This is a genomic window from Streptomyces achromogenes (genome assembly GCF_030816715.1).
Classification (GTDB): Bacteria; Actinomycetota; Actinomycetes; order Streptomycetales; family Streptomycetaceae; genus Streptomyces; species Streptomyces achromogenes_A.
This window is the reverse complement of sequence record NZ_JAUSYH010000001.1, coordinates 5,741,630-5,756,151: the sequence shown is the minus strand read 5'-3', so window position 1 is coordinate 5,756,151 and position 14,522 is coordinate 5,741,630. Positions and strand designations below refer to the sequence as shown.

Here is a 14,522-nt window from a genome sequence, read left to right as displayed (position 1 = left end):
TCCTGCCGCAGGGCAGGAGTCGGCGAAGCACCGAGGCCCGATCGAGCCGGGGTGTCTACGCTGGGTGGTGTTGCAGGGCAGTCGCCGCCGGCCGAAAACCGGTGGCCTTACCAGCCGAGGAACCCCGTGAGTGACACCCCATTCGGATTCGGCCTTCCGCCGGAGGAGCCGGAGGACGGCGACGAGGGCAAGAAGGACCCGCAGAGCGGCGGTGGTCAGGGACCGGCCAACCCGTTCGGTTTCGGCGGACTGCCCGGTGCCGGCGGCTTCGGCGCGCCCGGCGCGGACAATCCGCTCGCCGCGATGTTCGGTTCACTGAACCCCAACGACCTGGGGGCCGCGTTCCAGCAGCTCGGTCAGATGCTCTCCTACGAGGGCGGCCCGGTGAACTGGGACATGGCCCAGCAGATCGCCCGCCAGACGGTCGCCCAGGGCACCTCCGACGGCGTCAAGGACTCCAGCGTCGGTCCGTCCGACCGCACCGCCGTCCAGGAGGCCGTCCGCCTCGCCGACCTCTGGCTCGACGACGCCACGTCGCTGCCGTCCGGCGCCGCGTCCGCCGTGGCATGGTCCCGCGCGGAGTGGGTCGAGGCGACGCTGCCCGCGTGGAAGGAGCTCGTCGACCCGGTCGCCGAGCGGGTCGGCGCGGCCATGGGCGACGTCCTGCCGGAGGAGATGCAGGCCATGGCCGGCCCGCTGATCGGCATGATGCACTCCATGGGCGGCGCGATGTTCGGCTCGCAGATCGGCCAGGCCGTGGGCGTGCTCGCGGGCGAGGTCGTCGGCTCGACCGACATCGGGCTGCCGCTCGGTCCGGCCGGGCGCGCCGCGCTGCTGCCGGTGAACATCGAGGCCTTCGGCAAGGACCTGGGCGTCGGGAAGGACGAGGTGCGGCTCTACCTCGCGCTGCGCGAGGCCGCCCACCAGCGGCTCTTCGCCCATGTGCCGTGGCTGCGCTCGCATCTGTTCGGCGCGGTCGAGGGGTACGCGCGCGGGATCAAGGTCGACACCGCCAAGCTGGAGGACGTGGTCGGGCAGTTCGACCCGCAGAATCCCGAGCAGCTGCAGGACGCGCTGCAGCAGGGCATGTTCCAGCCCGAGGACACCCCGGCGCAGAAGGCCGCCCTGGCCCGTCTGGAGACGGCTCTGGCGCTCGTCGAGGGCTGGGTGGACGCGGTGGTGCACGCGGCCGCCAAGCCGCGCCTGTCGTCCGCCGACGCGCTGCGTGAGACCCTGCGCCGCCGCCGTGCCACGGGCGGTCCGGCCGAGCAGACGTTCGCGACGCTGATCGGCCTGGAGCTGCGCCCTCGCCGTCTGCGCGACGCCTCCCGCCTGTGGGCCTCGCTGACGGACGCGCGCGGGGTCGACGGCCGGGACGCCCTGTGGGCCCACCCGGACATGCTGCCCACGGCCTCCGACCTGGACGACCCGGACGGGTTCGTGCACCGCGAGCAGATGGACTTCTCGGAGCTGGACAAGATGCTCGGCGAGGCGGCGAGCGGCGGCGGCCTCGGCGACGGGCCGAACCTGAAGAAGGACGCCGACGCGGACGGCCCGGCCGACGGGACCGACTCCGGGGGCGACGACACCAAGTGAGCCTGCACGACGACGCGGTCCTCGTCCTGAAGGGGTACGAGGGCCAGGAAGAGCTGTGCCAGACGTATCTGGACCATCTGGCGGCCCGTCCCGACGGCGTGTGGAAGGCCTGCGCGGACGGGCACGTCACGGCGAGCGCGCTGGTGATCGACCCCGAGCGCGGTCGTGTGCTGCTCACGCTGCACAAGAAGATGCGGATGTGGCTGCAGACCGGCGGTCACTGCGAGCCGGGCGACGCGACCCTGGCGGACGCGGCGCTGCGGGAGGGGACGGAGGAGTCGGGCGTGCCGGGGCTGAGCCTGCTGCCCGGCGGTCCGGTGCGCCTGGACCGGCATCACACGCCCTGCGCCTGGCACTACGACGTCCAGTACGCGGCGCTCGCCCCGGCCGGAGCCGTGGAGACGATCAGCGACGAGTCCCTCGACCTGCGCTGGTTCGCCTATGACGAGGTGGGGAGCGTGGCCGACACGTCGGTCGTGCGTCTGCTGGAGGCGGCCCGCGCGCGGCTGTGAGCCGGAGCGGGTAGGGGCGAACGATCAGGTAAGGGGCGACCACCAGGGTGGTCGCCCCTTACGTCTGACGTCCACGTCCGTCGTGACGGGCGGTCAGCTCCAAACGTTGCCCTGGTTCTGTCCCCGCGCTCCTTGCTGGCCCATGCCGTACTGCGCGGCGAGACCCGACCCGACCTGGGCGTTCTGCGGCGGCAGCAGCTCACTGGGCTGGACCAGCGCGTAGCCGGAGCCCATGAAGCTGAGCTCCCAGCCCTCACCGGTGTTGCCGCGCCGGCGCCACACCCCGGTGGAGTGCGTCTGCGCCTGCATCTGCACCCGCAGTCCGGTGGACCAGGCGACGATGGCGTCGGCGTCGCAGTTGACGTACTTGTCGGGGGTGACCTGCATCATCAGCGGCGCGCCGGAGGTCATCAGGGCGACCTTGCCACGGCCGGTGATGTTGAGCTGGTACTTCCCCGAGCCGGAGATGCCGTAGAGGCTGTCGACGGCGATGACGTCGTGGTGCAGTGAGGAGTCCATGGCCAGCACATAGCTGCTGTCCACGGTCAGCCCGTCCTGCTCCACGTCCATCACGTGGATGTGCTGGGCGAGGTTGGCGAGGTACACCGTGCCCTGGCCGTGACAGCGCATCAGGTTCAGGCCCTCGCCCGTGTGCGCACGCGCGCGCCCCTGCTGGTTGCTCTGGTACTCGGCGTCGAACTCCATCAGGCCCTGGTAGGCGACCATCGTCCCCTTGCGGGCGAGGATGTCGTCGTGGCCCTCCAGGGTGACCCGGAGCATCTGCTTGTTCTGCAGACTCCAGCGGTCCTGGGTCTGCGAGTCGTTGTGCGCGAAAAGTGAGCTCTGCATGGTGTTCCCGGTCCCCCTCAGCCCCGTACCCGGAGGCGGTCGGTGCTGTCCTCACTGGGCTGGACGACGACGATGCCCTGGCCGGAGAAGGCCATCTGGTAGGCCTCACCACTGCCCCGGCCGATGAGCGACTGCGCCTTGAAGCTGCGCTTGCCCTTCACCTTGAGGTTCGGGGACCAGGCGACGAGCGCGTCGGGGTCGACGTACGTCTCGTCCTCGCCGCCGCCGCAGTCGACGACGATCGGCTTGCCCCGGGAGGTCAGCGCGACCCAGCCCTGCCCGGAGATCTTTGTGTTCCACAGCCCCTGGCCGGCGAACTTCGCGAGCCCCTTGACGCGCTCGACGCCCCAGGTGAGGTGCGCGTCGAAGGCGAGCAGGTTGGTGGCGTTGACGGAGATGCCGTCGCCGTTGAGGTTGATGACGACGACGTTCGCGCCGTAGTCGGCGAGATAGAGCAGACCGTCGCCGGTGCACTTCATCAGGGGCGCGCCCTCGCCGGTCATCCAGTCGCGGGCGATCTGGCGCACGGCCGGCGGGTTGGGCTCGTACTGGACGAAGCCCTCGTAGGCGACCATCGAGCCCACGCGCGCGAAGAGGTCGTTCCCGGTCTGCATGGCGACCTTCAGCATGTGGTTGCCGTGGTTCTCCATGCGGGCGGTGACGGGTGCGGGCGCGTAGCCCGCGAGCGGCTGGTTCATGACGGGCTCCCTCAGACCTCGTACGGCTGGACGACGATGAAGTTGCCGGGAGCGCCCCGGAACTGGAGGTTGACGCTCTCTCCGGTGTCCCCGGGGTATGCGTTGCGGCGCATCCGCACCTGGCTGGAGACGACCACCTGGGAGGCCGCCGACCAGGCGACGACGGCGTTGCAGTCGGCGAACGTGGTGGGCGTGACCGGCAGGACCACGGGGGTGCCGTGCGTCTTCACGACGATCGTCCCGGTGCCCTGGAACTGCATGGTGAACAGCGCGCCGCCGGGGATGCCGTGCCCCTCGATGCGACGGACCTCGTACTGGAGGCTCTCGTCGAAGGCGAGGACGTTCTCGGCGGAGACGCAGATCGCGTCGCCCTGGAGCTCGATGGGGTGCACATGGGTGGAGTTCTCGGCGAGGAACACCTGCCCCTGGCCGGTGCAGCGCATCAGCTGCATCTCCTGACCGGTGGCGTTGCCGACGATCCGGCCGGCGAACCCGGCGCCCTTGTAACTGAAGTCGACCTTGCCCTGGTAGAGGACCATGCTGCCCTGGCGGGCGAGGACGGGCTGGCCGCCGATGCCGAGATCGACCCGGATCATCTTCCTGTTCTGCTGGGTCCAGCGCTGCCCCGTGGGCGTCTCCTTGAACTGCTGGAGCGCCGACGCCACACCGGCGCCGCCCTGGGGCGCGCCCTGCGGCACGCCGTAGGCCTGCTGGCCCGGGACCTGCCCGAAGGGGGGCTGCTGACCGTAGCCGGGCGGCGGGGTCGGCTGTCCGTAGCCGGGCGGGGCCTGTGGGGCCTGCGGGGCGGGGGGCTGCTGCCCGTAGCCGGGGGGCATGGGCGCGGTCGGCGCGGGGCCCTGGCCGTACGGCTGCTGCTGTGGCGGCTGTCCGTAGGGAGCCGGGGCGGGGGCGGGCGGCGGGACCTGGCCGCCGGGCGGGACCAGCGGCGCGACGATGGTCGGCGCGGCGTGGACCGGGGATACGGGAGCCGGGGCCGGCGGCGGGGTCGCGCCGGGCGGGGGCGCGAAGCCCTGCGCGGCGGGCTGCGGCTGCTGAGGAGCGGGAGGCGCGCCGAAGGCGGGCGGGGCGAAGCTCGGAGCGGCGGCGCCGGCCTGCGGCTGCTGCGGCGCGGCGGGCGGCTCCTCCTCGGCGACCTCGCCGCCGAAATTCTTCAGCAGCGCGTCGAGGCCGCCGTCGAAGCCCTGGCCGACGGCCGCGAACCGCCACACGTCCTTGAGGTAGAAGTCGCCCAGCATCACGGCCCGCTCGCTGGTGAACTCGGAGCCGTTGAACGCGTAGCGGGCCACCTCCTCACCGCCCGCGACGATACGCAGGTAGCCCGGGTTGATCTGCGACATCTGCCCGGCGCCGTCCAGCGTCGCCGTGAAGGACAGTTTGCGGATCTGCGGCGGGATGCGGTCGAGGGTGATGCGGAAGGACTCCGTGTCGCCCGCCTGGGAGCCCAGGAGCTGGATGGACTCCTCGGGGGACTTGGGCTGGTTGAAGAAGACGAAGTACCGGTCGTCCGAGAGACGCTCGTCGGCGTCGAGACCGAAGCAGCTGATGTCGAAGGTCAGGCCGGGGGCGGTGATCTGCACGCCTACGTACAGATCGGTACCCGCCGTGAGGTCACTGATCCTGGCCTTGTGGCCGCGTTGGAATTCCCTGGGCATGCGTAACGACCGTCCCCCATCCCGATTGCGAGTGCGTCGCGTCAGGCTAACGGCAAAGTCCGACAACGCACGATGTCGGTACAGACCCGGTACACAAGCGACGGCACCGGACGCCCGCGAGGTTCACCCCACGCGCGCCGCAGGTCACTCCCCGTTCGCGTCCGGCGGATGAGGGAGGCGTTCGGCCGCGACGACGCCCTCGAGGTAGCCCCGGGCGCGCTCGGTCCGCGGGTAGGCCTCCAGCAGTCGCCAGAAGTCGGGGCCGTGGCCCGGCACGAGCAGATGCGCGAGCTCGTGGGCGAGGACGTAGTCGATGACGTACTCGGGCATGCCCTTCAGTCGGTGGGACAGCCGGATGCTGCCCTCGGCGGGCGTGCACGAGCCCCAGCGGGTGTTCTGGTTGGTCACCCAGCGCACCGAGGCGGGCCGGGCCCGGCCGCCGAAGCACTGGGCCGACAGGCGCTCGGCTCGTTCGGCGAGCTCGGCGTCGCCCGGCACGCGCCGGCTCTCCTGCGCGGCGAGTTTGTCGAGCATGACGGTCACCCAGCGTTGCTCCTCGGCCTCGGACATCCGGGCGGGGATGAGCACGATGGTGCGATCGCCCTCGCGGTACGCCGAGACCGTCCGGCGTCGCCGGGCGCTTCTGCGGACCTCGATCGCGCTCGCCCCCGAGCCGCTCGGCGGCTGGCTCGTCGTACTGCGCTGTGGTGGTCCGGCGCGGTGCAGTGGGTCGGCGGGCACGCCCCGACGTTACCCGTTGCACATGGCGGAAGTCCCGGCTCCGGGTCGGGTGGGTTCCGATCCGACCTGCCGCTTTTGCCTCGTACGACGCATTTATACGACGAATTACCGTGCCTGTGGACAACTTTCGGCGGCCTCGGTCGGGTCCGGGCATGCTGGCAGTCGTCGGCGGAGCGAGGACACCCCACGTCCCGCTCCGTCGACATGACGGGGAGTTTCCACGCATACGGGGGGCCTTCGATGCATCCGACGGTGAAACCCGCGCTGCGGCGCGGCTGGCGCGACCTCAACACGGTGCAGTTCGGCATGACACCGGCGCACGCACTGACACTCGGCCCGGTCGACACGGCCACCGGCAGTTTCCTCGACCTGCTGGACGGCACCCGCGGGCTCCCGCTGCTGCGCGAGGAGGGCCGCCGTATGGATCTGCCCGACGGCCATGTCGACCGGCTGGTGGAGCGGCTGGCCCGGGCGGGACTGCTCGACGACGCGCGCGGCGGCGGACCGGAGGCCTCCGCGCTGCGGGAGAGGAGGGAGGTCATGGACCGGCTGCGTCCCGATCTCGCCGCGCTGTCCCTCCTCACCTCGCAGCCGGGAGACGCTGTCGAGCACCTGGCCGCCCGGCGCGGGTTGCGGGTGCAGGTGCGGGGCGCGGGCCGGGTGGGCGCGGTGCTGGCGGCGCTGCTGTCGGGCGCGGGAGTGGGCGAGGTGGACGTGCGAGACGGCGGAAAGGTGGAGCCGGGGGACGTCACGCCCGGCGGCCTGCCCGCCGAGGCGGTCGGCGAGCGCCGGGACGAGGCGGCCCGCCGCGTCGTGCGCCGGGCCGCCCCCGGTCGCCCGCCCCGAAGGAGCAGGAGCTCACCCGCCGGGGACACTCCGGGCTTCTCACTGGTGATCCTCGCCCCGCGCGACGACGTGTGCGTGCACGCGCCCGCTCCCTCCGCGGCGGAACCAATGATCGCCTCGGGCACCCCGCATCTCTACGCCGGGGTCGTCGAGGGCACGGGCGTCGTCGGCCCGCTCGTCCTGCCGGGTGAGACGGGTTGCGCGGGCTGTCTGCACCAGGAGCGCACCGACCGGGACCCGGTCTGGCCGCGGCTGGTCGCCCAGTGGCACTCCGGTCACCGGCGCACGGCGCGCGCCTGTGACCTGACGCTGGCGACGACGGTGGCCGGGCTGGCCGCCGCCCACGCGCTCACGTTCCTGGACGGCCGCGAGCCGTCGAGTGCGGGCGTGCGGTGGGAGGTCTCCGTACCCGCGCTCCACTGGCACGCACGGCCGGTGCGGCCACACTGCGCCTGTCCGTGCGGGGCCGCGGAGAAAGGTAAGCGGGAACACACCTCCGAGGAGGGGGGTTCGCACGAGACAATGGGAGAGCAACCGCATTCGACGGGGTTACGCGGTACGACGGACACCGCGCGGCTGGCTGGGACTTGGAGGGCGCATGTCTGATCTTCCCCGGAAGGCGGTCACCCGGACCGCCAAGCTCGCCGCGCTCCCGCTCGGCTTCGCCGGGCGGGCCACGTGGGGTCTGGGCAAGCGGATCGTGGGCGAGTCCGCGGAGATCGTCGGCCGCGAGCTGCAGCAGCGCACCGCGGAGCAGCTCTTCAAGGTGCTGGGCGAGCTGAAGGGCGGCGCGATGAAGTTCGGACAGGCCCTGTCCGTCTTCGAGTCGGCCCTGCCCGAGGAGGTGGCCGGCCCCTACCGCGCGGCCCTCACCAAGCTCCAGGACGCGGCGCCGCCGATGCCGACCCGGACCGTGCACGCCGTGCTCACGAAGCACCTCGGCGAGGACTGGGCGGAGCTGTTCCTGGAGTTCGACGACAAACCCGCCGCGGCGGCCTCGATCGGTCAGGTGCACCGCGGGGTGTGGCACGACGGGCGAGAGGTCGCGGTCAAGGTCCAGTACCCCGGGGCGGGCGAGGCCCTGCTGTCCGACCTGAACCAACTCAGCCGCTTCGCACGCCTGTTGGGCCCGCTCATTCCGGGCATGGACGTGAAGCCCCTGATCGCCGAGCTGCGCGACCGGGTCTCGGAGGAACTGGACTACGGCCTGGAGGCGCAGGCCCAGCAGGCCCACGCGGAGGAGTTCGCCGGGGATCTTGACGTCGTGGTGCCGGCGGTGGTCCACCAGTGCGACCAGATCCTGGTCACCGAGTGGCTCGACGGCGTTCCCCTCTCCGAGGTGATCTCCGAGGGCACCCAGGAGCAGCGTGACCGCGCCGGCCAGTTGCTGTCCCGCTTCCTCTTCTCAGGCCCGGCGCGCACCGGCCTGCTGCACGCCGACCCGCACCCCGGCAACTTCCGCCTCCTGCCCGGCGGGCCTGAGGGCGAGGACGACTGGCGGCTGGGCGTGCTGGACTTCGGCACGGTGGACAGGCTCGCGGGCGGCCTGCCGGACCCGATCGGCGAGTCCCTGCGCATGACCCTGGACGGTGACGCGGAGGCGGTCTACGAACTCCTGCGCGCGGAGGGCTTCGTCAAGGACTCCATCGAGCTCGATCCCGACGCCGTCCTCGACTACCTCCTGCCGATCATCGAACCGGCCCGTGCGGAGGAGTTCACCTTCACCCGCGGCTGGATGCGCAGCCAGGCGGCCCGGATAGCCGACCCCCGCTCTCCCGCCCACCAGTTGGGCAAGCAGCTCAACCTGCCGCCGGCGTACCTGCTGATACACCGGGTGACCCTCAGCACGATCGGGGTGCTGTGCCAGCTGGGTGCGACGGTACGGCTGCGGGACGAACTGGAGGACTGGCTCCCCGGGTTCCTCCTGGAGGACGAGCCGGAGTCCTCGGAAACCCTGGAGTCCCCGGAAGCGGAGGATCCCTTGGCGGAGGATCCCTTGGCGGAGGGCCCCTTGGCGGAGGACTCGGCGGCGGAGGCCTGAGAGACAGGAGGACTCGGTGGCGGAGGCCTGAGACAGGCGTGAGGCACGGGCGCGGGACTCCGGCCCGGGTGTGAGATACCTCACCACCAGTTCGAGTCGAGCCGGCCTTCGATCGCCCGGAGGTTCTCCCGGGCGCACGCCTCGCAGAAGTGACGGCGGACACCGTTCTCCACAGAACACGTCCAGGTGACCGGCGGTGGATCTGCGGCCCGGACCCCGCAGCGGCCGCACACCACCGGCAGGGGCGGGGGCTCCGCCGGTGAACCGTCTCGGTCGCCGTCTCCGGGAGGACTCGCCATGCCAGGACGATAACGCCGCGGGGCCGGATCGGGCGCACAGCGCACAGCGGGGGCCGGTCCGTTCGGACGGACCGGCCCCCGCGGGGAGAGCTTCGCCTCCCTCTCGGGAGACCACCGCTTCAGGTGTGTGCGGTTACTGCATCACGGCCATGGCGAGCGCCCGGCGGGCGCGCAGCGACGCGCGCTCGGCCCGACGCTGCATCCGGCGAGCGGCCACCAGGCGCACGGCCTGGCGTTCCCGCTCGACCTCGTGCAGCCGGTCGTGCATATGGGCACGAGCCAGGGCTTCTGGGATGAGTTGCATCTCGCGTGTCCTGTTCTGACGCGAGTCGTACGCGCCGGTGGTGATCGTGAGGTCTTCGGTCGCGGAGCCTGCGGGCTCGCTGGTGAACGGCTTCATCGGGGCCTGCTTCTTGGGGTCTTGCGTGAGGGGACGGTCGATTGTTCCTGCGGTGTTCATGCCGTGACCGGGTTCTTGCGCGGGCGACCACGCGGCCGCTTGCGGGCGACGACGACACCCTGCACGAACAGCTCGCCACCCCAGACACCCCAGGGCTCGCGCCGCTCCTTCGCGCCGGCGAGGCAGGCCTCCACCAGCGGGCAGGTACGGCAGAGGGACTTGGCGTACTCGACGTCCGCCGGGGTCTCGGCGAAGAAGACCTCCGGGTCGTAGGAACGGCAGGGGACGGGCACGCCGAGGTTCTCGATGGCGTCGTCGAGCGCGGTGAGCGCCGTGAGCGGGGTCAAGGTGGAGTCCTCCGTGAGGCCGGGCGGGGGGATCGTTTCGGAAGGCGGTACGGACGGGGCGTGCGCTTCGAGTTGCACGGTTCGTCTTCCTCGTCTGGTCGGTCCGGTCCTGTGGGACCGGGTGTCGGCTGGGTACCGGGTTCTTTTCTTGTCCCGAGGCCCCTTCACTCCGTCGTCCCCGTTCGGGGAAAACAGAAGGGCCGCGGATCCCGAGTGGGGTTCCGCGGCCCTGAAGGCGCCGGCCTGATCGACGATCAGGCTGGATCACTCCAGGGTTCTGGCCCACGGAAGGCCCACATCAGGTGGTGCTGCGTCGTCTGCTTGCGGAATCCGGCACCGGTCGCCGCGAAGGCATAGGCATGTGCCTGCGCCTCTACTGCTTCCAGTGCCTTGGTCGGTCGCTCATTGCGCTCGCGGCCGAGGAGGCTCACGGGCGAAACAGAGGAGGACGCCGGCCGGTCGGCACGGATGCCGGACAGACCGGTGCCCAGGACCGAGGCGCCGAGCATGCACGTGGAGACGACCGAGCGATCGGTCAGTTTGGCGGTGGAGCTGCGGTTGATGATGATCACTGGAATCGCCTCCTCTCGGCGTCTCGGGGGACCAGGGTGAGCCGGTCCGACGGATATGCAAGTACAGCACGGAATCAGGGCCTTCGAGAAGGCCGCCGTTCCGGTGTCTAAGAACCTATGGGGATTGCCGGGGCATGCGCAAACTATTTTTCCGACGAGTTCGGATCAATCTTCGGCCGCCCCTCCCTCACCCCCCTCGTCGCCCTCCACCACGTCCTGGCCTGCGCAGATGGCCAGGACGTCGGTCCCGTAACGGTGCAACTTGCGCACACCGACCCCCGGGATCCGGGCCAGTTCGCCCTCCTCGTCGGGGACCGCCTCGGCAATCGCCATCAGCGTCTTGTCGGTGAAGACGCAGAACGCCGGCTGGCCGGCGCGCTTCGCCTGGACCGCCCGCCAGTCCCGCAGCCGCTCGTACAGGCCCTCGTCCATGTCGGAGGGGCAGTCCTCGCAGCGCATCAGCTTCATCTCGCCGGCGTCGGTCAGGGTGCGCCCGCAGACCCGGCAGCGGGCCGGGGTGCGCTGCGTCCGCCGCGGCGCCTGGCCCGCGGCCGCGGCGACACCGGGGAACCCCCGCTCGATGCCTCCGGCTCCCCCGCCGCCCCCACGGCCCACGGCGGTGCCCGAGCCGGGACGGAGGCCGTCGAGGAAGCGGCTCGGGCGGCGGTTCGGACGGCCGCCCGGTGAGCGGGAGAGCGCCCACGACAGGTACAGCCGCGCGCGGGCCCGGGTGACCCCGACGTAGAGGAGGCGTCGCTCCTCCTCGATCTGCTCGTCGGTCCTGGCGTAGGTGATCGGCATCATGCCCTCCGCCACGCCGACCAGGAAGACGACGTCCCACTCCAGGCCCTTCGCGGAGTGCAGGGAGGCCAGGGTGACGCCCTGGACGGTCGGGGCGTGCTGGGCGCTCGCCCGCTCGTCGAGTTCGGCGACCAGGTCGGCGAGGGTCGCCCCGGGACGGGCCGCGACGAAGTCCTGCGCCAGGCTCACCAGGGCCGCCAGCGACTCCCAGCGCTCCCTGACGGCCCCGGAGCCGGCCGGTGGCTGTGTGGTCCAGCCTTCGCCGGAGAGGACGGCACGCACCTGCGAGGGCAGGTCGACGGCGTCCTCGAGGAGCGTGTCGTTGCCGCCGAACCGGGCCGCGCCGCGCAGGGCGACACCGGCCTTGCGCACCTCGGGCCGGTCGAAGAAGCGCTCGGCACCGCGCAGCTGATACGGGATGCCCAGGTCGGCGAGGGCCTGCTCGTAGGTCTCCGACTGGGCGTTGGTGCGGAACAGCACGGCGATCTCCGCGGCCGGGACCCCGGCGTCGAGGAGCTCGCGGATACGACGGGCCGCGCCCTCGGCCTCGGCGGGCTCATCGGCGTACTCGGCGTAACCCGGCTCGGGCCCGGGGCCACGCTGGGAGACCAGTTCCAGACGGTGGTCGGCGGCGCGGCCGCGGGCCTGGGCGAGCAGCCCGTTGGCGAGGTGCACGACCTGGGGGGTGGAGCGGTAGTCGCGGACCAGCTTGACGACGGTCGCCCCGGGGTGACGCTTGCGGAAGTCGAGCAGGTGGTCGGGGGTGGCGCCGGTGAAGGAGTAGATCGTCTGGCTGGCGTCCCCGACCACGCACAGGTCGTCCCGGTCGCCGAGCCACAGCTCGAGCAGGCGCTGCTGGAGCGGGCTGACGTCCTGGTACTCGTCGACCACGAAGTGCTGGTACTGGGCGCGGACCTGCTCGGCGATGTCGTGCCGGTCCTGCAGAACGGCGACGGTCAGCAGCAGGACGTCCTCGAAGTCGATGACGGCACGCTCGCGCTTGAGGTCCTCGTAGGCGGCGTAGAGCTGGGCGATCTCGGCGGGGTCGCGGGGGGACTCGCGGCCCGCCTTGACGGCGGCGAGGGCGTAGTCGGCGGGGACCGTCTGGGTGACCTTGGACCACTCGATCTCCGCGGTGACGTCCCGCAGCTCACCGCGGTCGAGACGGATGCGGCAGGCGGCGGCCGCGTCGGCGACGAGCTGTACCTTGCGGTCGACGAGCCGGGGCAGGGAGCCACCGATCGCTTTCGGCCAGAAGTACTGCAGCTGCCGAAGGGCCGCGGAGTGGAAGGTGCGCGGCCTGGACTCCCTGGGCGCCGAGCTGGCGGAGCCGGCCGCGCATCTCGCCGGCGGCCCGGTTGGTGAAGGTGACGGCGAGCACGCTGGAGGGGTGCAGGATGCCGGCACGCACCCCGTAGGCGATGCGGTGGGTGATGGCCCGGGTCTTGCCCGTACCGGCTCCGGCCAGTACGCACACCGGACCGTGCAGGGCGGTGGCGACCTCGCGCTGCTCGGGGTCGAGCTCGTCGAGCACCGCGTCGGCCGAGTCCGGTGCCTGCGGGAACAGGGTGGAGTGCGTTGCTGCTGTCACACGGCCATGCTGCCAGGTCGGCGGAGACTGGCGGGACGGTTGTCCACAGGCGGGCCCCCGCAGTCGTACTGGTGCGGCGGACGTCACCACCGGGAATGGCGGCCCCGCCCGCCGCGTTCACCCTAGGACCGCCCCTCCCCCGACCGCCGAAGGAGCATGACAGACATGCTGGGCACTGTGACGATGTACAGCACCACGTGGTGCGGCTACTGCCAGCGGCTGAAGAAGCAGCTGGAGCGCGAGGGCATCGCGTACACCGAGATCAACATCGAGCAGGACCCGGAGTCCGCGGCGTTCGTGGAGAAGGCGAATGGCGGAAACCAGACGGTGCCGACTGTTCAGGTAGTTCCCTCCAGCGGTGGCGCTGAAGTCGTGATGACGAACCCGAGCCTCGCCCAGGTGAAGCAGGCCCTCACCGCCTGACCCTCGCGCGACGCGACCCCCGACGGCTTCAACGGCTGGTCGGGGGTTCCCGGTTCCGCGCGTCGAAGGGGTGGCCGTCCCGGTGCGGGGCGGCCACCCCTTCGACGTGCCGGGCGTGGTCGGGCGGTCGTGGTCAGACGAGGTTGCGCATGGGCAGCGGCTTGCCGTACCAGAGCTCGATCAGGCGGGCCGCGATGGAGATGCCGTAGGGGGGCAGCACGTCGCCGGCCTCGAAGGCGGCGGCGAGCTCGTCGCGGGAGAACCAGCGGGCCTCGTGGATCTCGTCGCCGTCGACGTCGATGTCGGTGGACGTGGCACGGGCCATGAAGCCGAGCATGAGACTGGACGGGAAGGGCCAGGGCTGGCTGGCGACGTACTCGACCTGGCCGACGGTGACGCCGGCCTCCTCGAAGACCTCGCGGCGCACGGACTGCTCGATGGACTCGCCGGGCTCGACGAAACCGGCGAGGGTCGAGAAGCGGCCCTCGGGCCAGTGGACCTGGCGGCCCAGGAGGATGCGGTCCTCCTCGTCCGTGACGGCCATGATCACCGCCGGGTCGGTGCGCGGGTAGTGCTCGGCGCCGCAGGCGGGGCAGCGGCGGATGTGGCCGGCCGCGGCGATCACCGTGCGCTCCCCGCAGCGGGAGCAGAAGCGGTGGGTGCGCTGCCAGTTCTCCAGACCCACGGCGTGCACCATCAGGCCCACGTCGCGCGGCGACAGCAGCAGACCCGCCTCACGCAACCCGGCCGAGCGCGCGGACTGGTCGATACGGCCGGGCAGCGTGTCCTTCTGGAGGGCGAAGTAGCTGACGCCGTCCTCGTCCGTCCCGAGGAAGTAGCGGTGCGCCTCGGTGAGGGGGGCCTCGAAGGACGGGGTCATGACGAGTTCGGTGCGGCCGTCGGACGTCTCGTCGATGAGGACCTGGCCTCCGGAGACGACGAAGCAACGGGTCGTGGGGTGGCTCCACGCCGCGGCGAGCCAGGCCTCGTCGAGCCGGTGGTGGGCGGCCCGGTCCACACCGCTCGGCGCGGTGAGCGAGATGGGTCGATCGGCGTTCTGGTCGGTCCAGGTGGTCACGGGTACTTCCAACTCCCCCGGTGGAACGGTTGTTTCTGCGGGCGGTTCAGCGGGA

General features: G+C 71.7%; 14 protein-coding genes and 1 pseudogene. 5 read left to right on the top strand and 10 right to left on the bottom strand.

What is annotated here, in order from left to right:
* The first annotated feature begins 126 nt into the window (after positions 1 to 126).
* Together QF032_RS26010 and QF032_RS26005 are read left to right on the top strand one after the other, a co-directional pair.
* Positions 127 to 1,596 (top strand): zinc-dependent metalloprotease, encoded by a 1,470-nt coding sequence (locus QF032_RS26010; RefSeq protein WP_307057681.1) that lies wholly within the window; start codon positions 127 to 129, stop codon positions 1,594 to 1,596.
* A complete protein-coding gene (locus QF032_RS26005; RefSeq protein WP_307045757.1) occupies positions 1,593 to 2,108 on the top strand; it encodes an NUDIX hydrolase in 516 nt (171 codons plus the stop codon). Before QF032_RS26010 ends, QF032_RS26005 begins: the two co-directional genes overlap by 4 nt.
* A gap of 93 nt (positions 2,109 to 2,201) precedes the next feature.
* Here the strand turns inward: QF032_RS26005 and QF032_RS26000 are convergent, their stop codons facing one another.
* The 4 genes from QF032_RS26000 to QF032_RS25985 all read right to left on the bottom strand — a co-directional run bounded on the left by QF032_RS26000 (position 2,202) and on the right by QF032_RS25985 (position 6,069).
* Complete coding sequence (locus tag QF032_RS26000) at positions 2,202 to 2,957, bottom strand: AIM24 family protein (RefSeq protein WP_306949388.1); 756 nt, start codon at positions 2,955 to 2,957, stop codon at positions 2,202 to 2,204.
* Positions 2,958 to 2,974: 17 nt separating this feature from the next.
* Positions 2,975 to 3,655: an AIM24 family protein gene (locus QF032_RS25995; RefSeq protein ID WP_079659796.1), complete on the bottom strand. Its 681-nt coding sequence runs from the start codon at positions 3,653 to 3,655 to the stop codon at positions 2,975 to 2,977.
* Positions 3,656 to 3,666: 11 nt separating this feature from the next.
* Positions 3,667 to 5,328, bottom strand: coding sequence for a TerD family protein (locus QF032_RS25990; RefSeq protein ID WP_307057679.1), 1,662 nt, complete (start codon positions 5,326 to 5,328; stop codon positions 3,667 to 3,669).
* Positions 5,329 to 5,472: 144 nt separating this feature from the next.
* Positions 5,473 to 6,069 carry a M48 metallopeptidase family protein gene (locus QF032_RS25985; protein ID WP_306949390.1) on the bottom strand — a complete coding sequence of 199 codons (597 nt, stop codon included), beginning with the start codon at positions 6,067 to 6,069 and terminating at the stop codon, positions 5,473 to 5,475.
* Between the two features lie 240 nt (positions 6,070 to 6,309).
* Here QF032_RS25985 and QF032_RS25980 point away from each other — a divergent pair, with 240 nt between their 5' ends.
* Both QF032_RS25980 and QF032_RS25975 read left to right on the top strand, forming a co-directional pair.
* A complete protein-coding gene (locus QF032_RS25980; RefSeq protein ID WP_307057677.1) occupies positions 6,310 to 7,521 on the top strand; it encodes a TOMM precursor leader peptide-binding protein in 1,212 nt (403 codons plus the stop codon).
* Positions 7,514 to 8,956: an ABC1 kinase family protein gene (locus QF032_RS25975; RefSeq protein ID WP_307057675.1), complete on the top strand. Its 1,443-nt coding sequence runs from the start codon at positions 7,514 to 7,516 to the stop codon at positions 8,954 to 8,956. Before QF032_RS25980 ends, QF032_RS25975 begins: the two co-directional genes overlap by 8 nt.
* 80 nt (positions 8,957 to 9,036) lie before the next feature.
* On the opposite strand, the gene QF032_RS25970 is transcribed toward QF032_RS25975, so the two are convergent.
* The 5 genes and pseudogenes from QF032_RS25970 to QF032_RS25950 form a co-directional block, all read right to left on the bottom strand.
* Complete coding sequence (locus tag QF032_RS25970; RefSeq protein ID WP_307045747.1) at positions 9,037 to 9,255, bottom strand: hypothetical protein; 219 nt, start codon at positions 9,253 to 9,255, stop codon at positions 9,037 to 9,039.
* Positions 9,256 to 9,388: 133 nt separating this feature from the next.
* Complete coding sequence (locus QF032_RS25965; RefSeq protein WP_306949394.1) at positions 9,389 to 9,715, bottom strand: hypothetical protein; 327 nt, start codon at positions 9,713 to 9,715, stop codon at positions 9,389 to 9,391.
* The gene (locus QF032_RS25960; protein WP_057584309.1) at positions 9,712 to 10,080 is read right to left on the bottom strand and encodes a WhiB family transcriptional regulator; all 369 of its coding nucleotides are present in this window, start codon (positions 10,078 to 10,080) and stop codon (positions 9,712 to 9,714) included. The genes QF032_RS25965 and QF032_RS25960 overlap by 4 nt, the downstream gene beginning before the upstream one ends.
* 176 nt (positions 10,081 to 10,256) lie before the next feature.
* Entirely contained in the window at positions 10,257 to 10,574 is a 318-nt protein-coding gene (locus QF032_RS25955; RefSeq protein ID WP_079041612.1) for a hypothetical protein, read from the bottom strand.
* 165 nt (positions 10,575 to 10,739) lie between these two features.
* Positions 10,740 to 13,053, bottom strand: a pseudogene (locus QF032_RS25950) (ATP-dependent DNA helicase UvrD2).
* 78 nt (positions 13,054 to 13,131) lie between these two features.
* Between QF032_RS25950 and QF032_RS25945 the strand changes: the two are divergent.
* Positions 13,132 to 13,389 (top strand): mycoredoxin, encoded by a 258-nt coding sequence (locus QF032_RS25945; protein WP_306955942.1) that lies wholly within the window; start codon positions 13,132 to 13,134, stop codon positions 13,387 to 13,389.
* Positions 13,390 to 13,522: 133 nt separating this feature from the next.
* Here QF032_RS25945 and nudC read toward each other — a convergent pair whose 3' ends face one another.
* Entirely contained in the window at positions 13,523 to 14,467 is a 945-nt protein-coding gene (gene nudC / locus QF032_RS25940) for an NAD(+) diphosphatase (protein ID WP_307045742.1), read from the bottom strand.
* Positions 14,468 to 14,522 lie beyond the last annotated feature (55 nt).